The sequence below is a fragment of the Nitrosomonas limosa genome (assembly GCF_054188085.1).
In genome coordinates, this window is record NZ_CM135180.1 from 734258 (window position 1) to 761223 (window position 26966).

Below are 26966 nucleotides of genomic sequence, written 5' to 3' on the forward strand. Positions count from 1 at the left end.
GGCAGCCCATTTTTTATTTGTGGCGGAGCTATGGCACTTGAAGAATTGTTAGAATCAACTCTAAACGAGATGGGCTATGAGTTGGTCGAAGTGGAGCGGCACGCACATAACAAGTTACTCAGGATTTTTGTAGATAAACCTGACGGCATCACTATTGATGATTGTGTCTTGATCAGCAATCACTTGAGCCGTTTGTTTGCTGTTGAAAATATAGACTATGGCCGGCTCGAAGTTTCTTCACCGGGACTTGATCGGCCATTGCGAAAAGAAGCTGATTTTTCTCGCTTTATTGGAGAAATGATCAAATTGAAACTCTATGTTCCTGTTCAGGGGCAAAAAAACTTTACTGGGATTTTGCGAGAAGTAAATAATGGCATAATTAAGCTTGAGATTGAGGGAAAAGTGCTAGACCTTGAATTGAGTAATCTTGGAAAAGCTCGTTTGGTACCAAAATTGTAAGTCATACAGAATAGGCTGGAGGGTTATGAGCCGCGAAATTTTACTGTTGGTTGATGCGTTGGCACGAGAAAAAGCGGTCGAAAAAGAAATCGTCTTTACGGCGCTCGAGCTTGCCTTGGCATCTGCAACTAAAAAACGGTTTCAAGAAGACATCGATACACGTGTTTCTATCGACAGAGTGACAGGGGACCATCAATCCTTCCGCCGCTGGCTGGTGGTGGAAGATGGTGCTGTCGATGATCCCGCACGCCAGGTATCCTTAAGTGATGCGTTAAAATCTGATTCGACAATCCAGCTCGGCGCGCATTTGGAAAAACCTTTGGAACCAATTGAGTTTGGTCGTATTGGCGCACAAGCAGCCAAGCAGGTTATTTTCCAGAAAATTCGCGATGCTGAACGCGAGCAAACGCTGAATGACTTTCTTGAAAGAGGTGATTATTTAGTTACCGGTACCATCAAAAGAATTGAGCGCGGCAATGCGATCATCGAATCAGGAAAGATTGAAGCGGAGTTGCCTCGTGATCAAATGATTCCCAAAGAAAATCTGCGTATTGGTGATCGCGTTCGTGCCTATTTATACAAAGTTGATCGCTCAACGAGAGGTCCGCAATTAAAGCTCTCGCGAATTTCTCCGGAATTTTTGATGAAATTGTTCGAACTGGAAGTTCCTGAGATTGAAGAAGGTCTGCTAGAAATCAAAGCTGCGGCACGAGATCCTGGATCCCGTGCAAAAATTGCAGTCAAATCGAATGATCAACGTATTGATCCTATCGGCACTTGTGTCGGTATGCGCGGCTCCCGAGTACAAGCGGTTATCAGCGAACTCGCCGGTGAGCGGGTGGATATTGTGCTGTGGTCTGAAGATCCTGCAACTTTTATCATTAACGCCCTGGCCCCGGCCGAAATCAGCAGTATCATGGTGGATGAAGAAAAACACAGCATGGATATTGTGGTGGACGATGATAATCTTGCGCAAGCGATCGGCCGCGGCGGGCAGAATGTCCGTTTGGCTTCGGATTTGACAGGATGGGAACTCAATATCTTGACTGTCGAAGAATCCAAGGCTAAACATGAACAAGAATCGTCGCAAATCTGCCAGCTTTTCATGCAAAAACTGGATGTCGATGAAGAAATTGCCAAAATATTATTACAAGAAGGTTTCGTGACACTGGAAGAAGTCGCTTATGTTCCACTTAATGAAATGTTGGAAATAGAATCATTGGATGAAGAGACCGTCAATGAAATAAGAAATCGTGCTCGCAATGCTTTATTAACGGATGCCATAGCCAACGAAGAAAAAGTTGAGCACGTCGCTGAGGATTTACTCTCGATCGAAGGAATGGATATCAATATAGTCAGGGAACTTGCATCTCGCGGCATTAACACGCAAGAAGATTTAGCCGACCTGGCCGCTGATGATCTAGTCGAAATGACCGGTATCGATATTGAACGTGCCAATCGATTAATTATCAAAGCGCGTGAACCATGGTTTACTTGATTTAATGGCATGCGAGAAATGGATTAACTTGGGTTTTACAAGATTCAGCTTGAAGTACGGATTGGTGAAGGGTTATAAATGGCTCAGATGAGTGTGGAACAATTTGCAAATGAATTGGGTTTGTTGCCGACAGTGTTGCTCGAGCAACTGAAGGCCGCGGGCGTTAAAAAGATGCTGGTGGAAGACAGTTTAACTGAGCAGGACAAAGCGCAATTGCTGGATTATCTTAGAAAAACCCATGGAGCCACTGATACCAAAAGTAAAGTTACCCTTACCCGCCGCCAAACTTCTGAAATTCGCAAATCCGATAGTACTGGCCGGGCACGGACTATCCAAGTCGAAGTCAGAAAAAGGAGAGTCCTGTCAAAACCGTGTATCTCCGGAGAAATCGAGTCCGCACCAACAAAACCTGTGACTCCGGAAGTTACGAATCGACCCGCCAATCAGCCGATTATTGATGAAGAACAATTGGCATTGCGCAATGAAGAAGCCAGAAAGCAGGCCGAATTAATTGCACGTCAAGCTGAAGAAATTCGGCAAAAGAAAGCTCGTAAAAAAGCCGAAGAAATTGAAAAATCACAAGGCATCACTGCTGAAACAAAAACTTCCGCCGAGCAAACACCCCCTACGATCCAAACACCACCTCTCGCATCGCCAGAAACCGCTTCTCAATCACCATCGGATGCCAAAAGCAAAGTTGAAACTGCGCAACCAGGTGTTGAAGCGCATGCTAGTGCCACGGAAGGAACATTACATAAACCAGCTATAAAAGCTGAAGAAAAAACTGATAAGAAAAAGAAACAGTTAAAACAGCAAGTCGTATGGAAAGATGAAAGTATCAAAAAACGATCTGTAAAAACCCGTGGCGATATTTCAAACGGCCAAGGCTGGCGTACACGCAGAGAAAAACATAGCAAGCCCCACCCCGTCGAAGAACAAAACATCCATGGTTTTTCTGCGCCCACTGAACCCATCGTGCGCGAGATACTTGTTCCTGAAACCATTTCAGTAAGCGCTTTGGCTCAAAAAATGTCGGTAAAAGCTGCCGATGTGATTAAAGTGCTGATGAAAATGGGCAGCATGGTAACAATCAATCAAATGCTTGATCAGGATACGGCTATGATCGTGGTTGAAGAGATGGGGCATATTGCAAAATATGCCGAGATGGACAATCCCGAGAGCTTTCTAACCGATCAGGAATCATCGATCACAACGGCTGAGATGGTTTCCAGAGCACCTGTGGTTACGGTCATGGGGCATGTCGACCATGGCAAAACCTCACTGCTTGATTATATCCGGCGCACCCGGGTTGCAGGCGGCGAAGCCGGCGGCATCACTCAGCACATCGGTGCTTATCACGTCGAAACTGACCACGGTATGGTTACATTCCTCGACACCCCAGGTCACGAAGCATTTACTGCCATGCGCGCGCGCGGAACAAAAATTACCGATATCGTCATTCTCGTCGTAGCTGCAGACGATGGCGTTATGCCCCAAACCATCGAAGCGGTTCATCATGCCAAAGCTGCAAAAATTCCAATCATTGTTGCAGTCAACAAGATTGACAAACCGGAGGCCAACGCAGAAAGAATCCGGCACGAATTGGTCAATCATGAAGTCGTACCTGAAGATTGGGGTGGCGATACCATGTTCGTGGAAGTATCGGCCAAAACCGGTCAAGGTATTGACGCGCTGCTGGAAAGCATCTTATTGCAAGCGGAAGTGCTTGAACTCAAAGCACCAATCAACACTCCCGCGAAAGGCGTTGTTATCGAATCACGCTTGGACAAAGGCCGCGGCCCGGTAGCGACTATTTTAGTTCAATCGGGCACTTTGAACCGCGGAGACGTGTTGTTGGCGGGCGCGGTTTATGGCAAAGTTCGCGCCATGAACGATGAAAACGGCAAAGCTATTAAGCATGCAGGAACATCGATTCCAGTTGAGATACAAGGCTTATCCGAGGTTCCCGAAGCCGGTGAAACCGTACTGGTGCTGGATGATGAACGCAAAGCCCGGGAAATTGCACTCTTCAGACAGGGTAAATACCGCGATGTAAAACTGGCCAAACAGCAAGCCGCAAAACTGGAAAACGTTTTCGATCAACAGGAAGACGTTAAGGTTTTGTCACTCATTATCAAAGCCGATGTGCAAGGCTCATGTGAAGCATTGGCTTACGCTTTGCAAAAAATCTCTACTGACGAAGTAAAAGTCAACATCATTCACAGCGGCGTCGGAGCCATTATTGAATCGGATGTCAATCTATCCCTGGCATCAAAAGCCGTCATTATTGGTTTTAATGTCCGCGCTGATGCCAGCGCCCGTAAACTGATCGCTTCGACTGGTGTCGATGTTCGTTATTACAACATCATTTACGAAGCGGTTGATGAAATCAAGGCGGCTCTTTCCGGAATGATGGCACCCGACCGCAAAGAACACATTATCGGCTTAGTTGATATCCGCGAAATTTACCGCATCCCTAAGGTCGGGGTAGTCGCTGGATGTTATGTATTAGATGGTATCGTCAAGCGGAATTCACTCGCCCGGGTGTTACGCGATGGCTTAGTGATCCACAGCTGCGAATTGGATTCATTGAAACGCTTTAAAGATGATGTCAAAGAAGTAAGAGAAGGTTTTGAATGCGGGTTATCGCTGAAGAACTTCAATGAAATTCAAGTAGGCGATCAGTTGGAAATCTACGAAATTGTTGAAACAGCCCGATCTTTATAATTACTACTGGATTATTGACAAGATTTCATGCCAAAAGAATACTCCCGCACACTCCGGGTCGCCGATCAGATACAGCGGGAATTAGCCGATTTACTGCAAAATGAAATCAAAGATCCGCGAGTGAAACAAATCACGATTACCGCTGTTGAAGTAACGCGCGATTACAGCCACGCCAAAATCTTTTATACCGCGCTTGGTAATTCTGATGAACATAGTCTGGTTGAAAAAGGCTTGGAACACGCCAAAGGTTTTTTGCGCACCCACCTGTCTCATCGGATGAAGTTAAGAGTCATCCCGCAGCTGCATTTTGTATATGACGAATCAATTGAACGCGGCATACGTCTGTCGAAATTGATTGATGAAGCGATCGCACTGGATAAAGCCAGTCATCAGCCGGATTGATAAAAGTAACTATCTGCAGCGCTCTACCCAACTTGTCTAAGCCGGAAAAACGTAAAATCAGCGGTATATTGCTGTTGGACAAACCGCGTGGCGCCTCGTCCAATAACGCATTACAAAAAGTTAAAAGAATTTTTTCGGCGGCCAAATGCGGCCATACCGGAACGTTGGATCCAATGGCCACCGGATTACTTCCAATCTGTTTTGGCGAAGCCACAAAATTCTCATCATTTTTGCTGGGTGCCAAAAAATCCTATATTGCCACGTTAAAACTAGGATTCTTGAGTACCACCGGCGATGTGGAAGGGGAAATTCACCGGCTGGAAATATCAGAATACCCGACACAGGCAAAATGCGAACAAATACTCTCACAATTTATCGGGGTTACTCAGCAAATCCCGCCGATGTACAGTGCGCTTAAGCATCAAGGTAAACCGCTGTATCAATATGCCAGAACTGGCAACATCATTGCACGGCCACCGCGCGAAATAACTATTGATGCGATGCATATGCTATCGTTGCAGCAAAATGAGTTACGCATCAGCATCCGCTGCAGCTCCGGCACTTATATCAGAGTGTTAGCGGAAGATATTGGCAAGGCGCTTGGATGTGGCGGCGCTTACCTCACCGATTTGCGCCGGACCGCGACTGGACAATTTGACGTTGCTCAAGCACAGACGCTGGAAGCGATTGAGAATCTGGATGAAGACGAGCGACAGCGCTTCTTATTATCGATCGACTGTATGCTGCAAGAATATCCCATGATCCAATTGGATGAACTGACGGCAAAACACATCCTGCAAGGAAGAATCGTTTCATCTCCAGCCGATTGTGGTGATTTAACCGTAAATGTAACTACGCGGCTTTATAATGAGCGGCAGCAATTCCTGGGGCTCGGTGTCATAACTGCCGAGCGCACGATAGCAGCCAAGCGGCTCTTATCCGATATCCAATAACTGGCTGCAGGCCTGTTTCAACTTGTTAAAACTGAGTTTTTGCAATTCATTGCGATGATTCACTGTTTGGGAATTTCAAACCCGTGCAACCGCAAATAAATCATGCGTATCGGAACCCGTGATTTCCACTTGCAGGAAGTCCCCTGGCTGAACTTTCCCGGCATTCTCAACATATACCAATCCGTCGATTTCCGGTGCATCAGCACTGCTTCGGGCAATCACCCGCTCTTCAGTTAATTGATCCACCATTACCGTAATTTTTTGCCCGATTTTTTTCGCTAATCGTTGTCGGCTAATATCTTCCTGTAACTGCATGAAGCGTACGCGACGTTCTTCCTTGACCTCTTCCGGTACATGCCCCGGTAGCTGATTGGCTGCAGCGCCTTCAACCGGTGAATACGTAAAGCAACCGACACGGTCCAATTGCGCTTCCTTTAAAAACTCCAGAAGCTCTTCAAATTCTTTGCCGGTCTCGCCAGGAAAACCTACGATAAACGTACTGCGTAACGTAATATCAGGGCATACCTGCCGCCACTGCTGGATTCTTTCCAAATTATTCTCTGCACTCGCCGGCCGTTTCATCGCCTTCAAAATCCTTGCGCTCGCATGTTGAAAAGGAACATCGAGGTACGGCAGGATTTTACCTTCCGCCATTAATGGAATGATCTCATCGACATGCGGATATGGATAAACATAATGCAATCGCACCCACACGCCTAACGAACCCAATGCGGTTGCCAATTCCGTCAAACGGGTTTTAATTGGGCGCCCCTGCCAAAAACCGGTACGGTGTTTCACATCCACCCCATAAGCGCTGGTATCCTGGGATATGATCAATAACTCTTTAACACCCGCATCAACTAAATGCTCGGCTTCTTGCATGACTTGATGAATCGGCCGGCTGACTAAATCTCCGCGCATCGATGGAATAATGCAAAAGGTGCAACGATGATTACAGCCCTCGGAGATTTTGATATAGGCATAATGCTTAGGCGTTAACCGGATTCCTTGCGGCGGTATCAAACTGGTAAATGGATCGTGTGGTTGCGGTAAATGTGCATGAATCGCCGACATCACCTCCGGCAATGCATGCGGCCCGGTTACCGCTAGAACCTGCGGATGCGCCCTCTTCACCACGTCACCATCCTCTTTCGCCCCCAAACAACCGGTTACGATGACTTTACCGTTCTCGGCTAAAGCCTCTCCGATAGCATCCAGCGATTCTTCAATCGCGCTATCAATAAACCCGCAGGTGTTAACTACCACCAGATCGGCATCATCGTAAGATGGAGAGATTTCGTACCCTTCGGCACGCAGTTGCGTTAGTATTTGCTCCGAATCGACCAATGCTTTCGGGCAACCTAATGAAATAAAACCAACTCTGTTTGGAATTTGTTTGGATGAAGACATAATTTACCGGTTCGGATCAGAAAGAGTACTGCTATAAGAAAAGCAAATGCGGGATTTTAGCTGATAACCACGGTAATTTTTTTAAAAATAATCCGCTTCGATCTTTCAATCGTATCGGTTATTTAAAAATTTTTACCCTGAAAACGCCCCGACCGTCCTTGAAAAGGCAATCTCGCTAACGGTGGAAGTTTTGAGAAACGTCAAAATAGCAACGTTTGCTACTTATAAACCTGAATGGTCCTTATGCCGGTCCGCTAAACCGCGCGGCATCAATGATCGACCAAAGATGCAAAATTCCCGCAATCACAGCCGGAATAATCAGCACCCAGAAAAAATAACCCAATCCTGTCAATACAAAAAATAGCAAAGCCGAGAGCAAGCGCCCCTGCACTAACTGACCAAGCCCTGGAATAAAAAAACTACAAACCGCTGCCAGTACATTACCGCCGGATCCCTGCCCTGTCACCCTGCTACCTCCTTGCGCTGAATTTGCGTGCAAGTTTATCATGAGTACGATGATCAGCCATACTCGTTGCTGCAGCAGCATACTCAATACCCACTACATTCCCTGCCATTCTCTTCTCACGAACCTCTTCCAAATTGGTTAAATTATTGATGCGCTGCGATGTATCTTGAATGATGGCTTCGAGTGTATGCAGCGACTCGTTGCTCAGGGTTTTATTGTGAATGATCTCGAGCTTAAGAATCAGCAAATTATTCAAAAAGTTTCCTATAATGCCTTGTACCGTGTACATTGTTGCTTTTAATACTTTTAACTTCTCTTCCTGGATCTCGGCTATTTTTTTCGATTGTAGATGCTCTAACCGTTCTTGATGCAATTGTTGGATACTATTGCGTTGCCATAAAGTCAATATCGTGGTTACCCAAATTGCCAGCACGCTTAAAAAACGATTGATATACACAACTTCGATACTGACCTCGTTTTGCGTTGACCCCAGATAGCCGACCCACACCAAAAGCGTGCAAATCAACGCTGTAACAATGGTGAAACGATTATTGGATGACTTCAGAGAAATCAGTATGACCGCGATATACAAAACCCCCGTGGCGACCCCGAGCGGTATTCTCAAGTCAATGAACAAAATGAATAATGCACATAAGCAGCAAGCTGCAAAAGTACCATACATTGCCACATTGCTTGCTGGATTGGTATTTGGGTCAGGATTCACGGAATTATTCATAGCACCAAAATACAAATATTAAAGCAAGAATATTCTCACATATAATCTTCAAATGTTAATTGATTAATACCAGCGGTATTCTTGCCTTATTCTCTTTATTTCGAGATCGGTATCAACTTCTCGGCTTCTTTTAGCAGAAATTCCTTAAAAGCATTGGCAACACTCGACAAGCGCTTGTTCTTGCGATTCACGACATGCCAATAGCGAACGATAGGAAAACCTTGTACATCGAGTATTTTCAGGCGCTTGGTTTCCAATTCCAATTCAACCGTATGCCGCGACATGATTCCCAAGCCCATTCCAGCTTGCACCGCTTGCTTGATCGCTTCGGTAGTATCGGTTTCCATGCCTTTATTGATTTTGATCTCATGCGCGGCAAAAAAACGTTCCATCGCACTCCGTGTGCCAGACCCCGATTCCCGCACGAGAAACGTTTCAGTGGCTAACCGTTTGACCGGAATATCGCGCTCCTTGCACAACGGATGATCGGGTGGCGCGACAACCACCAGTGGATTCTCCATGAAGGATTCGCTGTCGATGTCGAGATTCTCGGGTGGTTGCCCCATGATCGCAAGATCAATCAAATTATCCGCTAATTGTTTTAGCACCGTTTCCCGGTTGGATACGTTCAAACTGACCGTCACACCGCTATAACGCTGACAAAATTTCGCCAGCAAGTGCGGCGCAAAATAATTCGCCGTCGTAACCACCGCGATGTTTAATTTGCCACGCTCCATTCCTTTCAACTCATCCAGTGCCACTTCCATATCGGATAATTGCTGCGCAATGGCACGGCTGTACTGATAAAGCTCGTGTCCAGCATCCGTCAAATAAATTCGTTTACCCAATTGTTCGAATAGCGGTAAACTTATGTTGTCTTCCAATTGCTTTATTTGCATGGAAACAGCGGGTTGGGTCAGGTGCAATTCATCGGCAGCACGGGAATAGCTCAAGTGTCTGGCGACTGACTCAAATACTTTTAGTTGTCTCAACGTTACATGAAACATGGTTTAGTCCATCAATTTTTGATAAGTAATACCTTATCATAAATATTAGAATAATTGATTTGTTCTTATAATCTTATCGCGCTATAGTGCAATCTAATAATTTGAGCTATTTCAAGTAGTCGTGTAGTCGTAAAAAGCAGGCCTAAGCAATCACTTAGGCAGTTATTTTGTAATGCAACCTACTAATTTTCATAGCATTCGTGAAAATTAAAGGGAATTAACTGGAGAAAATATTATGGCAGTAAAAATATATAATGCTGGTGTAAAGGAATATCGACAAACTTACTGGACCCCTGATTACACACCACTGGATACAGACATTCTGGCATGTTTTAAAATCACACCACAACCCGGCGTACCTCGTGAAGAAGTAGCAGCTGCAGTAGCCGCAGAATCTTCTACAGGAACCTGGACCACCGTGTGGACCGATTTGCTAACCGATTTGGATTACTACAAAGGACGTGCATACAAAATCGAAGACGTCCCTGGAGATGATACTTGTTTCTATGCTTTCGTAGCTTACCCGATTGATCTATTTGAAGAAGGATCCGTGGTTAACGTACTGACCTCATTGGTTGGTAACGTATTTGGATTTAAAGCGCTGCGTGCACTGCGTTTGGAAGATGTTCGCTTCCCGATTGCCTACGTCAAAACCTGTGGTGGACCTCCAGCCGGTATTCAAGTGGAACGTGACCGTTTGAACAAATATGGCCGTGCATTACTCGGTTGCACCATTAAACCAAAATTGGGCTTGTCGGCTAAAAACTATGGCCGTGCAGTGTATGAATGTCTGCGTGGCGGTCTGGATCTGACCAAAGACGATGAAAACGTTAACAGCCAACCGTTCATGCGCTGGCGCGATCGTTTCGAATTCGTGATGGAAGCCGTGCATAAAGCAGAACGTGAAACCGGTGAACGCAAAGGCCACTATCTGAATGTTACCGCGCCAACCCCGGAAGAAATGTACAAACGCGCCGAGTTTGCTAAGGAATTAAATGCACCGATTATTATGCATGATTACTTGACAGGCGGTCTAACAGCCAACACCGGGTTAGCGAACTGGTGCCGTAATAACGGAATTCTGTTGCACATTCACCGCGCTATGCATGCTGTACTCGATCGCAACCCGCACCATGGCATTCATTTCCGCGTATTAACTAAGGTACTCCGTTTATCGGGTGGCGATCACCTGCATTCCGGTACCGTAGTCGGTAAATTGGAAGGCGATCGTGCAGCAACCCTCGGCTGGATTGATACCATGCGCGATGAATTCATTAAAGAAGACCGTAGCCGTGGCTTGTTCTTCGATCAAGATTGGGGTTCTATGCCGGGTGTGTTCCCAGTTGCTTCGGGTGGTATTCACGTATGGCACATGCCAGCCCTAGTCTCGATTTTTGGTGATGATGCTTGCTTGCAATTCGGTGGCGGTACTTTAGGTCACCCTTGGGGTAACGCAGCCGGTGCAGCCGCAAACCGCGTAGCATTGGAAGCCTGTGTAGAAGCGCGTAACCAAGGTGTTGAAATCGAGAAAGAAGGCAAAGCGATTCTTACGAAGGCAGCTAAGAGCAGCCCAGAACTCAAAATCGCCATGGAAACATGGAAAGAGATTAAGTTCGAGTTTGATACCGTTGATAAGCTCGACATAGCCCACAAGTAAGCAATTTTGACTAAAGAAGAAAAGCGAATAGTTTTAGAGCTTTTCTTCTTCATCTCCCTAAAAATGAGGAATAAATAATGAGCGAAGTAATAGATTACAAATCACGTGTCAGTGATCCGGCAAGTCGTAAGTTTGAAACATTTTCCTACCTGCCTGCAATGTCTGACAAAGATATCAAAAAGCAAGTGCAGTATTTAATTAGCAAAGGCTGGAATCCAGCCATCGAACATACAGAACCTGAGTATGTAATGGATTCCTACTGGTATATGTGGAAACTGCCTATGTTTGGTGAAACTGATGTAGACCGCGTGCTGGCAGAAGCTGCTGCGTGTCATAAAGCGAATCCGAATAATCATGTTCGTTTGATTGGTTACAACAATTTTAACCAATCACAAGGTACCGCCATGGTGATTTACCGCGGCAAGACTGTTTAAGTAACAACGGGGTTCGAACCCGCAAGACCCCCTTCTCCCTTAAACAGGGCAGGGGGTTTTTTTTCACCGGAATTTCGATTGCAATTACTCGAGAGCATCTCGATAAAGACTGTTTCTAAAGGAGTCTGTCATGAGCACTATCATTGATCAATATCGCATCAAAAAAGAACCTTATTATCATCCCGTCGCGGATGAAGTGAAACTCTACGAAGCCGCCTATTCGGTACGCATGCCGATGATGCTGAAAGGTCCGACCGGCTGCGGCAAAACACGTTTTGTCGAATACATGGCGTGGAAACTGAAAAAACCGCTGATCACCGTCGCTTGTAACGAAGACATGACCGCTTCTGATCTGGTTGGGCGTTTTCTGCTAGATGCCAACGGCACCCGCTGGCAAGATGGTCCGCTCGCAGTAGCCGCGCGTTACGGCGCCATCTGCTATCTCGACGAAGTCGTGGAAGCTCGCCAGGATACCACTGTGGTCATCCATCCGTTGACCGATAACCGCCGCGTATTGCCACTGGAGAAAAAAGGCGAGTTGATTCAAGCGCATGCGGACTTTCAAATCGTCATTTCATACAACCCCGGCTATCAAAGCTTAATGAAGGATCTGAAGCAGTCGACCAAGCAACGTTTCGGCGCGCTCGACTTCAATTACCCAAGCCACGATATCGAGAGCGAAATCGTCGCGCACGAATCCGGCGTATCGACCGACGTCGCAGATAAACTGGTATCGATCGCCGAACGCGCGCGTAACCTCAAGGGGCATGGATTGGATGAGGGTATTTCAACACGGATGTTGATTTACGCCGGCAGCCTGATCGCCAAGAAAGTCGACGCGCATGCCGCTTGTCGCGTAGCCTTGGTACGGCCGATCACCGACGATCCGGATATGCGCGACGCGCTGGATGCGGCTGTCAGCACGTTCTTTAATTAAAAGCTTCTATCAGCGAATAGGCTGATTGTTCTAAAACGTAAATAGGTGCTGCCATGAGTATCAATCTGGACGATTATAAAGAATTGCTCGAGGATCTGGAGCCGGAATCGATTGAGCTGCTCCATCATGCTTGGCCTGAAGCGACTAAAACTTTTTCAGCGCGGGGACTCGATAACTATCTGAAAGGTGCATCGGCGATCCGCGGATTAGGGCGCGGACGCAGTTTAGTGGATTGCTGGATTGACGAAACGCCATTAGTCGCTAAGGAAATCGGTGAAGATATTATCAGTGATCTGGCGACCACCGTGCTTTCGCTCGCCTCAAGGACGTCGGGCGCTGTGATCGAACTGGTGTTAGCTACTGCCCCGACTGCCGCCAAACGGCTAGGCGATACACAGTTGTTCCAGAATTACCTGCAATTCCTGAATACGTTGATTGCCCAGGCGCCGCGGGGTATGCGTCCCATGCTCAGCAAACTGGATATCCTGTTCGGGCAACTAACCCTTGGCGGCTTACGCCGCTGGGCAATGTGGGGCGCGCACGCGCATCGCACCGATTATGAAGAGCAAATCCGCTATTTCGGACTGGAATCGAAGGAATCGCTGGCAGTATTGCAAAAAGAACGTAAAGGCACGCTGTTTGTGGATGTGCAACGTCGCATCAATATGTATCTGCGTGCACTGTGGGCGCGTGATTTTTTCATGAAACCCACTTCCGGCGACTTTGAAACACGCGAAGGCTACAAACCGTTCATTGAAAACTATTTTATTCACCTGCCCGATGCCTACGATGCGTTCGGCGATGTGCCGGCGACCGAAGTCTACCGCGCCGCTGCCGCACATGCCGCCGCGCATCTGGTCGAAACCAAGCAGCCGATTTCCGCGGAAAGTTTGAACCCGCTGCAAATGGCGGTGATTTCCGTGATCGAGGATGCACGCGTTGAAGAATTGTCGATCCGCCGCTTTCCCGGATTACGTCACACCTGGTCGGTGCTACACAGCGCCACGCCGGACATGAATGCGTCAATGGGTGATTACCTCAACCGCCTGGCGCGCGCTCTGCTCGACCCGGATTATAAAGACAAAGATCCGTGGATCGTCGAAGGCCGCAAACTCTTTAAAGCCGCGAAAGACCAGCTTGATAGCCACAAGACCTCTTGGAATATCGGCGTGCAGCTCGCGCACAGCTTCATGGACAAAAAAATTCCGTATAACCCGCGCACCGACATACTCACCGCGCCGTACCGCGACGACAACCGCTATTTCTGGGAATTCGAGGAATTCGACTTCAACAAATCACTGTCCGCCGGTTACGATGCGCCGAAACAAGTGCGCAAATACGTCAATGTGATGGAATTCGCCAACGAACTAGACGTTGAAACCGCCGGTGACGACGCAGAGGAAATCTGGGTGATGGGGACCGAATTCTTCCCATACGAAGACATGGGTGTGTCGTACAACGATATGGAAGGCAAGGAACCGGTATCGGCGCCCTACCACTATTCCGAATGGGATTACCAAATCCAATTGGAACGCCCGGATTGGGCGACGGTGCAGGAAAAATGCGCCAAATTGGGCGACATGCAATGCATCGACGACATTGCCAACCAATACAAACGCGAAATCGCGCGCATGAAATTCCTGCTCGACGCGATGCAGCCGCAAGGCACGCGCCGCATCCGCAAACTCGAGGATGGCGACGAGATCGATATCAATGCCGCGATCCGCTCGATGATCGACATCCGCATGGGCATGCAACCCGACCCGCGCATCATGATGCGTTCGGTGCGCAAAGTGCGCGACATTTCCGTGCTGGTATTGCTCGATTTGTCGGAATCGACCAACGACAAAGTCGCCGGACACGACTACTCGGTGCTCGACCTGACACGGCAAGCGACGGTATTGCTCGCCAACGCCATCAACAAAATCGGCGACCCGTTCGCGATCCACGGCTTCTGCTCCGACGGACGCCACGACGTCGAATACTTCCGCTTCAAGGACTTCGACCAACCCTACGATGAAATTCCCAAAGCCAAACTCGCCGGCATGACCGGGCAACTATCAACCCGCATGGGTGCGGCAATGCGCCACGCCACGCATTACCTGAAACTGCAAAAATCGGCAAAAAAACTGCTGCTGGTCATCACCGACGGCGAACCCGCCGATGTCGACGTACGCGACCCGCAATACCTGCGCCACGACACCAAAAAAGCCGTCGAAGAAGCCGGCCGCTCCGGCATCCTCACCTACTGTATGAGCTTGGATCCGCGCGCAGATCAGTACGTGTCACGCATTTTCGGTGAACGCAATTATCTAGTGGTCGATCATGTGGAACGGCTGCCGGAGAAATTGCCGGTGTTGTATGCGGGGTTGACGAGGTAAGTTTATTAATGAATCGCTAGCTTAATGGCAGATAACACTAATAATTATTACACACCAGTTTATCTGCCTTACTGAACCAGTAACTCATCTAGCCAAATTTCAAATTTATCGTAATTGCTTTTTGAAAAAATTTTGCATGGAAACTGTTTTAATTCATTGGATACAAGTTTACTTTCACAAAGATTTCGCATGCTGTTATCGGTCGTTAACACATCAACATAAGGTACAAATGTTGAAATGTGGTCAATATCATTTTGACGGGATAATCCCAAATTACGGTGAAATTTTCTTGAATTATCGGTGATTTTCCCTGCTTTCAATTCCCAAAGTAATGTTGCTTCAAGAGTGCTTCTGATTTTAATGAAAGCACATAATCTGTTTGAATCTCCTTCTAACAATTCTAACCAATGCTGGAACGCAGATTCTTCATCAAATCCTTGAACCACTTCAGTGACCACCCGGCGAAATGGCGACGGTTCTTCCCATGCAGGTATTTCGGGAATTCTTCCTGATTCGAGTTCTCTGATGGCTTGCTCCATTGTCCGATTTAATTCGCGCTGTTTACGCCTTGAAGCAATTCCTTGTCGAATATCTTTGCACCAGAGCTCTCGAACATAGTTAAGACAATCATTAGCATTCCCAGAAATTGGCATACTTTCTAGTTGTTTGCTAAAAATGTTTTTTAATTCATCGTTCACTATATTGAAATCCCAATTAGTACTACGATGCAATCTTTGTCTCCCAAAATTTTTGGATTGAATCTTCACACCAATTTGTAGCTGATGCGGATTAGTAAGCCCGATATCAGTGGCAGGTAAAGGATAAGAATCATTTTGACAGGCAAGTATTCTTCGCCATTGAGCCACAAAGATTTCGTCCCAATCACATGCAATACTTCCATCAGCTAAATCATTCTGAAATTCCCAAAGTTTATTTCTATTTTCAGCATAATTATCAGCGATTGCCGAAGTTTCACGACTATGAATATCTGAAACAATCACAAAAACTCTTTGCCGTCTTTTCAATTCCATAAGCTTGGAATGAATGCGTACTTCATTCTGGGAACTAGTTTTCTCAGCTTCAAGGCATGCAGCTGATAAGAATGACTGATCCAGATAAATTATTTGTTTTCGGATCGACGAAAGTGAGATGAAAGTCCATTCTCTGCATTGCAAACAAAATCCCTTAGCCTTTCCTGTTCTTCTATCTTGTAAGATATTCGCGATAGGTAATATTTCATTACAGTAAGAACACTTAATCGGGTTCATTTAATTTTCGGCGTGATAGACTGACGCGCTTTACTGAACGTCATCGGAAAAAACCCTTGCACCCCCCACACATTTCTGCATCTACCAATCAAACACAATGGCTAAGGCATTCTTGATCGCCGGAAGATAGCTTTTGTCCAACTTTCCTTGCAGTTTACCGATCCGGGAAACATCCACGGCACGCAGTTGTTTGAGATTGATATGACGGCCTTTGTCCAATCCATTGTCCGAATTGGGTTCCAGATTCACCGCGAAAGGCCAGGGTTTATGATTGGGCAGCAAGGGCGCAACGATCAGTGTTTTCGATTGATTATTGACCAGATCGCCTTGAATGACGACGCAGGGTCTTAATTTCTTGGTTTCCGCGCCTCTGGCCGGTTCCAAGTCGACCCAGTAGATATCGAGCTGCTTGAAATCAGCCATTCGCTAAACCGTCGGATAACGTATTCTCCCAGGCTTTCAATTCCTCCTGATAACCCAAATCATCCGCTTCTTCTTGATTGGCTTTAATTAATGCCTGTTTAAGAAAATTCTTGCGCTCCTGTTTCAACAATTCATTGATATACGCGCTGCGGTTATCGCCCGCGATATCGTTCAGGAACAGATAGGCTTCATCATCCAATGTGATAGTCGTTCGATGTGTCATGAATTACCTCATACTTATGAGGTGTCAATTTTATCACACCAATCAGTATGAATATTACTTAGTACAATAGAAAACGATTCAAACACAATGTTTTCTAATAATTTTACCCACCGCATCAATAATCAGCGCCATCGAAACCGCACCTGGATCAGGGATTCCGACACTTTTCTCTGCGTGTGGACGTGCACGGCCGATTTTGGGCGTGAGCCTTTTGGTTGCTTCGGCGGATTGCTTGGCCACTTCCGCGGCGGCTGTCCAGGCTTCCGCGATTGAAAGTCCTTGCGTCGCGCTTTTTGTCAACGCGAAGGAAAATGGGTAGAGCACATCGACCAGCGTTTTGTCGTTGAGTTGCGCCTTGCCGGCGGCGATCACGACTTGCAATGCCACTGAGATGCCGGTTGCAATCGTTGCAATATCCGGCTTGGCTTCATCACCGACGGAACTACCAAGGTTACGCAGAATGACACCCCACAGCATACCCGAGGTGCCACCGGCGCGATCCGACCAGGCATCGCCCGCAGCCATTAACACCGTCCCTGCCCCGGCTTGGGCAGCGATGCCCGCCTTGGCTGCTTCGACGGCAGCCGTCAACCCGCGGTGCATGCCGATGCCGTGATCACCGTCACCGGCAATCGCATCCAACCGGCCCAGTTCGTCTTGTTGCGTTTCTATTACGCGCAACACAGCTTCCAAGGCTGCCAATACAATCTTGGCGGTTGCTTGCGAGTCCTTAGAACCTGGCTTGATTGAAGACTTGGTTTGCGAATCTACCTGCCTGGCGATATTGTCGATCAGCGAACCGGTAGCGCTGATCACACCCCGATGAAACGCCGGTGTATCGGCGGCGGCCAGCCAGCTTTGCTCAAGTTCCTCATCGAGCCAGAATAACGTCAACGACACGCCCGCCATGTCGAAGCTGGTGATCAGCTCATCCACGACCGGCGCGACGATGGTCAATCCGCGCTCTGTCAGCAACTGCTCGATCTTGCGGTACACCACGAATAATTCTTCGTATTTCACCGCACCGAGACCATTCAGAATGACACCGATGCGCGCACCCTGAACTGTTTCAACAGTTTCAGGTATTTCAGCCAGCAACTTGCTGACCAGCATCTCCGCCAGACCATCGGCACTCGGCGTTTTGATCCGATCTAAACCAGGCTCTCCATGAATACCCATGCCGACTTCCATGACGCCGGGCGCAACTTCAAATAAGGGTTTAGCCGCGCCGGGCAGTGTGCAACCGGAAAATGCGACGCCCAACGTGTGCACCCGATCATTGGCTATCGTTGCGATGCGCACGACTTCATCCAGCGGCTTCCCAGCATCTGCAACGACGGCTGCCGCTTTAAACACCGCCAGCGTGCCGGCGATGCCGCGGCGTTTGTACCGTTCATTTACCGAACCGGATGCGATATCGTCGGTCACTACTACCGACCGCACGTCGATACCTTGTGCGCAGAGCTGTGTTTGCGCTTGCTCAAAATTGAGCACATCACCGGCGTAGTTGGCATAACAAAACAGAATACCGCCGCCCGCATCCACTGCTCGCGCCACATTACAAATCTGCTGCGCTGATGGTGCAGCAAACACATTGCCGAGCGCGGCGCCATGCGCCAATCCTTGTCCGACAAAACCGCCGAATGCGGGATAATGCCCGGAACCGCCGCCGATCACCATCACCACTTGACCGGGTTTCGCCTTGTGACGGCGGATAACGCCCCCTTCGACGCGCAGGATTTTGTCGCGATACGCAGCGGCATATCCATCGGCCAGCTCGGCGGCAAATTGCGCCGGATCATTAAATAAATAGGTCATTGTTAATTCCTGATCTCATTAGAAAAAACACATTGGCTCGTAACGGGATTATAAGCTGCCGCTCAAAAAAATCGCAGCCATGCCACATCAACACGGTAAATTTGCCGAGCAATGCTGATCAAATTTTGGCTTTAATCCACGCACGAACCATTATCTCGCCACCCCGTAGTCTGATAAAATCCAAGGCTGCAAATCACGCTGATGTGCGAATCAGCCTGCTACCCGATTAAATCACTCCGTCCGTCGATCACAAAGGAATCATTGCATTGTTTTCCACGTTTCAAAATTTGAGTTTCACTCGAATCCTGGTGTTTTTGGCGCTTTCCGCGGGTTGGCTGGGTTTCGCATTCTATTTTGGAAAATTGATCCCGGATAAGCAGTTGTGGTTTGCGTTAATGGTTACTCTGCTGTTTGGTTTGCCAATTTATTTTGCCGCGATTTATGCGGTGACGATTGAAAGAATTTACCGCACCAGCCAGTTTAAGAAACTGGGCATTTTGCACTGGCTGCTGACCCGGCGGATACTGGCGTATATCGGTTGGTTGCTGTGGTCCGTGGTGTTTTCGTTCATATTACTGTTTTATCTAGGTTCCGCCGACAAGCAGGAATGGATCTTTTTTTTCGCCGCCATTCCGGCGTTTGCAGTTATTTTCACGCTTTTCTCACCCATTGCAGCGCGGGAATACAAGCCCTATATTGCCATGCATAAAACCCTAAGCTGGTCACGCTGGGTCACGGCGCTGACGATGGCGGTGCTTTTTGTCGTTTTTGTCAATCACGCCGATGCCAGTCGCCAGTATGCATCATTGGCTGAGGCCGTCACGGCGGAAAGCAAAAAACTCGATGGAACGACCAATAGTATTTTGATTCTCGAAACCAACCGGTTGCTGGGCTTTATCGAAGGCATGAAGCGCTACGCGCTGGGCAGCTTGCATTCTTTGAGCGACGCGCTCTACCTCGGCTGCGTATTCGCCGGCAGCTTGGTGTTTTTCTATAACGTCATGCTCGGAATCTCCAGTTTCATGGTGCCTTTGCCGGAATACCGACGGGTATTTGCCCCCATGCAGGACAGCGATGAGCCGCCTGCGGTATCGCCTTGGGCTTGGGCGATTACTTCAGCCTTCACGACTTTTTTTGTGTTCTTTATTTATGTGCCATCGACGGTCTATGTGGATGCCTGGTTGCGTTCGAATCCTGAAACTGTCGAGGAAATCCGCGCTTCGCAACAAAAGGTCGTGCAAACCGTGGAAATGATCGGGGACGATTATTACAAACCGGGCACTGCGGAACAAATTGAGCAGGCTTACCTCGACACCCTCGGCAAGATGGAAGCCTCGCTGGAAAAACTACGGGAAACCACGGGGGTCGGTTTTCAGCAAATGGTCGATAACGTCGATGCTTATCTCGATTGGTACTATAGCTTGCCGGGCGAGTATGAACGGATTCTGGCGCTGGCCACCGGCGTTCTGGAAAACTGGATGAGCGAAAAACTGCAAAACTATTTGATGCGAGGCAATGCGTTTGGTCCAGTACAACTATCCATCGAAGAAGTATTGCAAAACAACCAGCAATTGCGCACCGAACATCTGCAACAAGTAGAGCGGATTCTGGCTGACAATCGCGTTGAACCGATCAGCGAAGCGCAACTGGAAATTGTCCGGCATGCTTCTTTGAATGCTCTCAAGGAACCGCCTGCGCACAGTGTCATCGTTAATCTGGAAAACCGCATGTTGATTTCGGGTGGTATCGGCACCGCTGGCGCGATTACCGGCGCCATCGCCGGCAAGATCACTGCCAAAGTAGCTGGTAAAGGTATCATCAAGCTCGGCGCTCAGGCATTGATCAAAGTAACCGCCGGAAAAGCGGTCAGCGCTTTAGGTGGCGCCGCCGCCGGCGCTGCAACGGGAGCCGCATTGGGGTCGTTCATTCCCGGCATTGGAACGGCGATCGGCGCAGTGATCGGTGGTATCATTGGCGGCATCACGATCGGTTTGACCGTCGAAAAACTATTGCTAATGTTGGAAGAAGCATTTTCACGCGACGAATTCAAGCGCCAGATCTTGGAAGCCATCGAAGAAGAACGCCTTGAATTCGAGAGATTCTTAACGACACCCGCATTGTCGGAAAGCCGTTCGGCTGATACCGGATCGGCTGAAGAAGCACCCTGAAATGCAAACCCTGTATCACTAACCCCGGAATCTTATGGACCATAACATTACACTGATCACGACAATTGCAGCCGGTTTTGGCTTGGCTCTGATTTTTGGTTTTATCGCGGAACGGCTGAAAACACCGGCGCTGGTCGGGTACCTGCTGGCCGGCATCGCCATCAGTCCATCCACGCCAGGGTTTGTTGCGGATGTCGGCATTGCGTCGCAGTTATCCGAAATTGGCGTTATGTTGCTGATGTTCGGCGTCGGTTTGCATTTTTCACTGGATGATCTACTGTCAGTCAAGCGCGTTGCAGTACCTGGCGCGATTGTGCAAATGGCGGTTGCCACCGCTTTAGGCATGACTTTGGCATCCTCATGGGAATGGAGTACTGGCGCCGGATTGGTGCTCGGCTTGTCGTTATCATGCGCCAGCACCGTGGTGCTGCTGAAAGCCCTCGAATCGCGCGGTGTGCTGGAATCCATGAACGGCCGTATCGCAGTCGGCTGGCTCATCGTGGAGGATTTAGTGACCGTTCTGATTCTGGTGTTGCTGCCATCGTTCGCGACCATGCTGGGAGGCGCCAATGAAACCGGCAACCCGGCTGATCCGCTGTGGTACACCATCGGTATTACATTATTGCTGGTTTCAGCATTTATCGCATTGATGCTGATCGTTGGCCGCCGGGTGCTGCCGTGGCTGCTTTGGCAAGTTGCTCGCACCGGTTCGCGTGAAATGTTCACATTGGCAGTCGTTGCGGTCGCTATTTGCATCGCCTACGGCGCAGCTGCATTGTTCAATGTTTCGTTCGCATTGGGTGCGTTTTTTGCCGGCATGGTAATGCGTGAATCCAAGTTCAGCCACCGCGCCGCCGAAGAATCGCTGCCATTACGCGATGCATTCGCCGTGCTGTTTTTTGTTTCAGTCGGCATGCTGTTCGACCCGACCGTATTAATCGAGGAACCGATGCGGGTTTTAGCCGTAGCGGCGATCATTATCGTCGGCAAATCCATGGCCGCGATGTTACTGGTGTTGATCATGCGTTATCCGCTCAATACTTCACTGACGGTCGCCGCCAGCCTCGGACAGATTGGAGAATTTTCTTTTATTCTGGCAGGATTAGGGTTGTCGCTTGGCTTGATGCCAGCCGAAGGCATGAGTCTGGTGCTCGCCGGAGCGCTGATTTCCATCGCTTTCAATCCGATTGCATTCGCAGCGATTACGCCATTTAGAAACTTGATTCTGAAACATTCCGCTTTGGCGCGAAAATATGAAAATCGGGACGATCCTTACGCGGAATTACCAATGAGCACCGAGCGAAAATTTCTGGAAGGCCAAGTGGTGCTGGTCGGTTATGGCCATGTTGGAGAACGTATTGCGCACGCGCTCAGTGAAAGAAACATTCCTTATATCGTAGCGGAACAAAACCGCGAATTGGTGCAAGATTTGCGCAAGCAAGGAGCAAATGCGGTGTCCGGCGACGCCACCGAGCCTTCGGTGCTGATTCAAGCGCATATTACCGATGCCGCGATGCTGGTGATCGCTACAGCGGATCCGGTCAATGTACGGCACATGATCGATACCGCGCGCACCTTAAACCCCGATATCGAAATCGTATTGCGCACCCGTAGCGAAGACGAAACAAAATTATTGCGTAAAGATAATCTGGGTACGGTATTCTTTGGCGAAGAAGAACTGGCTAAAAGCATGACACATCATATTTTGGACCGGTTTGATGCCAAAAAGGAATCCCGGCACAAGAACACTTAATCCTTAGCAGGCCGTTAAAAAACGTTTTCAAGGCAAAAAACAGGCGAAAAAGCGCAGTTTATGCGGTATTAAATGAGCATTTTGAGCTTGTTTTTAACACCGTAGCGGCAACGCAGATAGTTTTTCAACGGCCTGTTAAAAACTATTCACTTATTATCAAGAGAGATTATCCATGACAGAACAGAATTATGTCGGCATTCACGATGATATCAACGGCGGACTGACGCACCTTGGGCGCATCGTGCGAGATGCCTGGGTATTCGGTATTTTGCCTGAAACGGAAACTTGCGCGGGCTGGAGCACTTCGCAAATGCAGGTTTTATATGAAAAAGTTCATGAAGCTTGGGAGCCTTATGCGCATCTGCCAAGCCGATTACCGGACGAACTCCGCGAACGGCATATCGCGATTTACGATGAAGCGATCAAATATGCAAAAAGCAAAGGCTGGAGCGCCGAATTGGACGATGATGATTAAGCCGGTTAAGTTTTCGCAGGAAAATGAATGATCCGCGCCGCTCCCTCCAGCTTGGATTTGCTTTCCAGCAGTTGTAGCGCCAGCGGAAATTCTCGCTGTAATCGCAACATAACTTCCGGCATATGATCGCGATAATAAATAGCATCATAAGCAACCGGCTCATTCAGTGTATTCCGGTCATGCCGTTTAAAATTGCACCAGGCAATGTCGATCCAGCATTTGCGCTCCCCGTCGATAAACACGAATTCATCATGCTCGATAATCGCCATATATTGCATGCTGCGAATCGGCACAAACAAATGCCGTGTTGGACATCTGGACAGCAAGGTAATGGCCAGATTATATGATTTTGCCGGTAAAAAGCGCGCTTCCCTACCTATTTCGGGATCACGGTAACAGGTAATTTCCATTTCCAACCTCCGCGAAACATAGTGATAATGGCATATGATGAATCGTATTCGGTATTCGATCAAGTCATGCGGAAAACATAAAATCGGCCATGAATTACCTTACCGGTAAGATCCGCCGGTAACATAATGAAATATCAAGGATGACTAACTTCAAAAGAAAAATAAGGGACCAATGACACTGATTAATCATTTTCTTTCACGCCTGGGACCGGGCTTATTGTATGCGGGCGCGGCTGTCGGTGTTTCTCATTTGGTGCAGTCAACACAAGCCGGCGGCATGTTCGGCTTTGAATTGATTATCGCCATTATCATTATTCATGCCATCAAATATCCTTTCTTTGAATTCGGTCCACGCTATACGGCGGCAACCGGTCAACACATCCTGCATGGTTATCTGAAGCTCGGTAAATGGGCGGTATGGCTCTATCTGCTAATGGCAATCGCCACGATGTTTATCGTGCAAGCGGCTATTACCGTCGTTACCGCCGGCCTGATTACCAATGTATTCGGACTCGAGGGTCTGGGGGGGCACGATCCCCAAACAGTTGCGTTCATCTTAGGCAGCCTCTTGCTGCTATTCTCTTTCACGCTGCTGGTCAGCGGCCACTATGTGTTGCTCGACAAGTTGATGAAAGTCATTATCTTGATACTCACGATTACTTCGATAGCCGCCGTCATCATGCTGCTATTCGATAATCCTGGACATCATAAGACTGCGACTGTCTTCTTCACCTTCACCGATACCGCGCATTTGATATTTTTAGCGACATTCCTGGGATGGATGCCGGCTCCTCTGGATCTGTCAATTTGGCATTCGATCTGGTCTAAAACTAAAAACGACAGCGAAGGCAAAATTACCACGATGCAAGAAACGTTGTTCGATTTTCGTGTGGGCTTTATCGGAACAGCGTTTCTGGCTATTTGTTTTCTATTGCTTGGCGCTTTGGTAATGTACGGCAGCGGCGTTCCTTTCGCTGCCGGGGGTGCCGCATTTGCCGGGCAATTGCTCGATATGTACCAGCAAGCCTTGGGAGACTGGGCTTATCCGCTTGTAGCGATTGCTGCGATTGCTACCATGTTCAGTACCACCTTGACCGTGCTGGACGCATTTCCACGCTCAATCAGCGCTTCGCTAGAATTACTGTTCCCCGACCGGGTTCGACAACGGAATCAGCGCGTCACCTATATGGCCGGCTTAGTAATATTAATTGCAGGCACGCTATTTATCTTGTTTTTTTATCTGACCTCCATGCGCGAAATGGTTAAAATCGCCACCGTCATTTCATTCGTCGCTGCGCCAATAATCGCGATATTGAACATGCAGGCAGTCTTCAGCCGTCACATGCCCGACCAATACCGTCCTGGCAAATTCATGTGGATTTGGTGTTGGTTCGGAGTCGCCGCGCTATCCGCCTGTTCGATCTTTTATCTATTACTGTAGGCGACGTTCCAGGAAGTCTGTAATGCGCCCTACCCGCTTGGAAAAACCTGCAGCCACGAGAAATAATCTGAAGACTATCGCAGCACTGTTGCCGTATCTATGGGAGTTCAAGGTCAGGGTCATTGCGGCGCTCGCGCTGCTGGTATTGGCAAAGCTCGCGAATGTTTCGGTACCACTGGTACTCAAAGAAATTGTCGACGCTCTGGATCAACCCCGCGCCGAGCTGGTGCTCCCGGCATTTCTGCTGATCGGCTACGGTGTTTTGCGGCTATGCAGTACACTATTCGGGGAATTGCGTGATGCCATATTCGCCAAAGTGACGCAACGCGCAATCCGGCGCGTTGCCAATAAGGTTTTTTTGCATCTTCATTCATTATCGCTACGATTCCATCTGGAACGTCAAACCGGCGGGGTTTCCCGTGATATCGAACGCGGCACGCGAGGTATTTCCTTCCTGCTTAATTTTATGCTGTTCAATATTTTGCCGACTCTGCTCGAAATTGGCTTGGTATTGGCCATCTTGATCGGTAAATACGATATCCGGTTCGCCGTCATCATCGCTGCAACCTTACTCGCGTATATCGCACTCACACTGATCGTGACCGAATGGCGCATGATCTTCCGCCGCACCATGAACAACATGGACTCAAAAGCCAATACCCAGGCAATTGACAGTTTACTGAATTATGAAACGGTTAAATATTTTGCCAATGAAAACTGGGAAGCACGGCGCTATGACGAGCATCTGCAAGCTTGGGAGAAAGCCGCGGTGCGTAACCAGACATCGCTTGCCACGTTGAATGCCGGTCAAAGCGCCATCATCGCTATCGGCGTTACGTTACTAATGTTTCTTGCCGCCGATCATGTGATTTCCGGCAATATGACGCTGGGTGACCTGGTTTTAATCAACGCATTCATGCTGCAACTCTACATGCCGCTACATTTTCTCGGTTTTGTTTACCGCGAAATCAAGCATTCGCTGGCGGATATGGAACGGATGTTCACGCTGCTCGACGAAAACCGGGAAATAATGGATAAGCCAAATGCGCGAGTGCTCGACGCAAATCACGCGGCCATCCGGTTTGATCATGTGAATTTTTCTTATGAATCGAATCGTCAGATCTTATACGACGTAACCTTTGACATCCCCGCCGGACAGAATGTCGCGGTGGTTGGCCATAGCGGTTCCGGCAAATCGACGCTGGCGCGGTTGCTGTTCCGTTTCTATGATGTGCAATCGGGCGGTATTCTGATCAATGGACAGGATATCCGCGACATCACGCAGCAAAGTTTACGCGCAGCCATTGGTATCGTGCCGCAGGATACAGTGCTATTCAATGACAGTATTTATTACAACATCGCCTATGGACGGCCCGATGCAACCGCGGATGAAATTTTCGAAGCAGCACGCGCAGCCCATATTCATGACTTTATTGAACAGTTACCGCTAAAATACGACACGGTTGTCGGCGAACGCGGCTTAAAATTATCCGGCGGTGAAAAGCAGCGGGTAGCGATTGCACGCACAATCCTGAAAAACCCTGCAATCCTGATTTTTGACGAAGCTACATCGGCGCTGGATTCGGAATCGGAAAAGCGCATTCAAGCCGAATTAAAACGAATCGCGATCGATCGCACCACGCTAACGATCGCACACCGGTTATCGACGATCGCCGATGCCGACGAAATTCTTGTCATGGAGCAAGGCCGGATCATAGAGTGCGGCAAGCATCAGCAATTGCTCGCAGCCAACGGACTTTACGCCCGTATGTGGGAATTACAACAGCAGGAAGAAACCGCACAGGCAAAGCAAACATCCATCGCTGTGCATTGACCGTCGGCTTAACTCAGTTCCAGTTTCCTCCAACCATCACCTTAGTAACTGATTGAAAGCTATTTCCGGCACCGTAGCGGTACTTT

The 26966-nt window shown here is 48.3% G+C and carries 23 protein-coding genes; 14 read left to right on the forward strand and 9 right to left on the reverse strand.

Translation table 11 applies throughout. The features are described from left to right. The first annotated feature begins 30 nt into the window (after positions 1–30). The 5 genes from rimP (at position 31) to truB (ending at position 6039) form a co-directional block, all read left to right on the forward strand. Complete coding sequence (rimP, locus tag ACV7NC_RS03275; RefSeq protein WP_458154822.1) at positions 31–459, forward strand: ribosome maturation factor RimP; 429 nt, start codon at positions 31–33, stop codon at positions 457–459. 25 nt (positions 460–484) lie between these two features. Next, complete coding sequence (gene nusA / locus ACV7NC_RS03280) at positions 485–1957, forward strand: transcription termination factor NusA (RefSeq protein WP_458154023.1); 1473 nt, start codon at positions 485–487, stop codon at positions 1955–1957. Between the two features lie 78 nt (positions 1958–2035). Next, on the forward strand, positions 2036–4684 hold the full coding sequence (infB, locus tag ACV7NC_RS03285) for a translation initiation factor IF-2 (protein ID WP_458154024.1): 2649 nt from the start codon (positions 2036–2038) through the stop codon (positions 4682–4684). A 27-nt stretch (positions 4685–4711) separates the two neighbouring features. Continuing rightward, entirely contained in the window at positions 4712–5086 is a 375-nt protein-coding gene (rbfA, locus tag ACV7NC_RS03290; protein WP_458154025.1) for a 30S ribosome-binding factor RbfA, read from the forward strand. A 32-nt stretch (positions 5087–5118) separates the two neighbouring features. Beyond that, complete coding sequence (truB, locus tag ACV7NC_RS03295; RefSeq protein ID WP_458154026.1) at positions 5119–6039, forward strand: tRNA pseudouridine(55) synthase TruB; 921 nt, start codon at positions 5119–5121, stop codon at positions 6037–6039. 75 nt (positions 6040–6114) lie between these two features. On the opposite strand, the gene rimO is transcribed toward truB, so the two are convergent. The 4 genes from rimO to ACV7NC_RS03315 all read right to left on the reverse strand — a co-directional run bounded on the left by rimO (position 6115) and on the right by ACV7NC_RS03315 (position 9658). Next, complete coding sequence (gene rimO / locus ACV7NC_RS03300; RefSeq protein ID WP_458154027.1) at positions 6115–7449, reverse strand: 30S ribosomal protein S12 methylthiotransferase RimO; 1335 nt, start codon at positions 7447–7449, stop codon at positions 6115–6117. Between the two features lie 241 nt (positions 7450–7690). Beyond that, positions 7691–7915, reverse strand: a complete 225-nt coding sequence (locus ACV7NC_RS03305) for a hypothetical protein (protein WP_458154028.1) — start codon at positions 7913–7915, stop codon at positions 7691–7693. 4 nt (positions 7916–7919) lie between these two features. Further along, positions 7920–8639, reverse strand: a complete 720-nt coding sequence (locus ACV7NC_RS03310; protein ID WP_458154029.1) for a hypothetical protein — start codon at positions 8637–8639, stop codon at positions 7920–7922. Positions 8640–8746: 107 nt separating this feature from the next. Then, complete coding sequence (locus ACV7NC_RS03315) at positions 8747–9658, reverse strand: LysR family transcriptional regulator (protein WP_458154030.1); 912 nt, start codon at positions 9656–9658, stop codon at positions 8747–8749. A 235-nt stretch (positions 9659–9893) separates the two neighbouring features. Here ACV7NC_RS03315 and ACV7NC_RS03320 point away from each other — a divergent pair, with 235 nt between their 5' ends. From ACV7NC_RS03320 to ACV7NC_RS03335, 4 genes are all read left to right on the forward strand, one after another. Beyond that, a complete protein-coding gene (locus ACV7NC_RS03320; RefSeq protein ID WP_458154031.1) occupies positions 9894–11315 on the forward strand; it encodes a form I ribulose bisphosphate carboxylase large subunit in 1422 nt (473 codons plus the stop codon). 77 nt (positions 11316–11392) lie between these two features. Next, positions 11393–11749: a ribulose bisphosphate carboxylase small subunit gene (locus ACV7NC_RS03325; protein ID WP_013965372.1), complete on the forward strand. Its 357-nt coding sequence runs from the start codon at positions 11393–11395 to the stop codon at positions 11747–11749. Positions 11750–11879: 130 nt separating this feature from the next. Continuing rightward, positions 11880–12686, forward strand: coding sequence for a CbbQ/NirQ/NorQ domain-containing protein (locus ACV7NC_RS03330; protein ID WP_458154032.1), 807 nt, complete (start codon positions 11880–11882; stop codon positions 12684–12686). 53 nt (positions 12687–12739) lie between these two features. Further along, positions 12740–15067 (forward strand): VWA domain-containing protein, encoded by a 2328-nt coding sequence (locus ACV7NC_RS03335; RefSeq protein WP_458154033.1) that lies wholly within the window; start codon positions 12740–12742, stop codon positions 15065–15067. Positions 15068–15135: 68 nt separating this feature from the next. Here the strand turns inward: ACV7NC_RS03335 and ACV7NC_RS03340 are convergent, their stop codons facing one another. The 4 genes from ACV7NC_RS03340 to ACV7NC_RS03355 form a co-directional block, all read right to left on the reverse strand. Then, a complete protein-coding gene (locus ACV7NC_RS03340; RefSeq protein ID WP_458154034.1) occupies positions 15136–16335 on the reverse strand; it encodes a hypothetical protein in 1200 nt (399 codons plus the stop codon). Positions 16336–16416: 81 nt separating this feature from the next. Then, on the reverse strand, positions 16417–16758 hold the full coding sequence (locus ACV7NC_RS03345; protein ID WP_458154035.1) for a type II toxin-antitoxin system PemK/MazF family toxin: 342 nt from the start codon (positions 16756–16758) through the stop codon (positions 16417–16419). Further along, positions 16751–16981: a type II toxin-antitoxin system MazE family antitoxin gene (gene mazE, locus ACV7NC_RS03350; protein ID WP_458154036.1), complete on the reverse strand. Its 231-nt coding sequence runs from the start codon at positions 16979–16981 to the stop codon at positions 16751–16753. Before mazE ends, ACV7NC_RS03345 begins: the two co-directional genes overlap by 8 nt. 78 nt (positions 16982–17059) lie before the next feature. Next, positions 17060–18799 (reverse strand): dihydroxyacetone kinase family protein, encoded by a 1740-nt coding sequence (locus ACV7NC_RS03355; protein ID WP_458154037.1) that lies wholly within the window; start codon positions 18797–18799, stop codon positions 17060–17062. A 266-nt stretch (positions 18800–19065) separates the two neighbouring features. Between ACV7NC_RS03355 and ACV7NC_RS03360 the strand changes: the two genes are divergently transcribed. From ACV7NC_RS03360 to ACV7NC_RS03370, 3 genes are all read left to right on the forward strand, one after another. After that, positions 19066–20967 carry a hypothetical protein gene (locus ACV7NC_RS03360; RefSeq protein ID WP_458154038.1) on the forward strand — a complete coding sequence of 634 codons (1902 nt, stop codon included), beginning with the start codon at positions 19066–19068 and terminating at the stop codon, positions 20965–20967. Between the two features lie 34 nt (positions 20968–21001). Continuing rightward, on the forward strand, positions 21002–22720 hold the full coding sequence (gene ybaL, locus ACV7NC_RS03365) for a YbaL family putative K(+) efflux transporter (RefSeq protein WP_458154039.1): 1719 nt from the start codon (positions 21002–21004) through the stop codon (positions 22718–22720). Between the two features lie 172 nt (positions 22721–22892). Then, positions 22893–23195, forward strand: a complete 303-nt coding sequence (locus ACV7NC_RS03370) for a hypothetical protein (RefSeq protein WP_458154040.1) — start codon at positions 22893–22895, stop codon at positions 23193–23195. Positions 23196–23200: 5 nt separating this feature from the next. On the opposite strand, the gene ACV7NC_RS03375 is transcribed toward ACV7NC_RS03370, so the two are convergent. After that, positions 23201–23605, reverse strand: coding sequence for a hypothetical protein (locus ACV7NC_RS03375; RefSeq protein WP_458154041.1), 405 nt, complete (start codon positions 23603–23605; stop codon positions 23201–23203). Positions 23606–23777: 172 nt separating this feature from the next. Between ACV7NC_RS03375 and ACV7NC_RS03380 the strand changes: the two genes are divergently transcribed. Next, a complete protein-coding gene (locus tag ACV7NC_RS03380) occupies positions 23778–25046 on the forward strand; it encodes an NRAMP family divalent metal transporter (protein WP_458154042.1) in 1269 nt (422 codons plus the stop codon). A 22-nt stretch (positions 25047–25068) separates the two neighbouring features. Next, the gene (locus ACV7NC_RS03385) at positions 25069–26880 is read left to right on the forward strand and encodes an ABCB family ABC transporter ATP-binding protein/permease (protein ID WP_458154043.1); all 1812 of its coding nucleotides are present in this window, start codon (positions 25069–25071) and stop codon (positions 26878–26880) included. Positions 26881–26966: the final 86 nt, after the last annotated feature.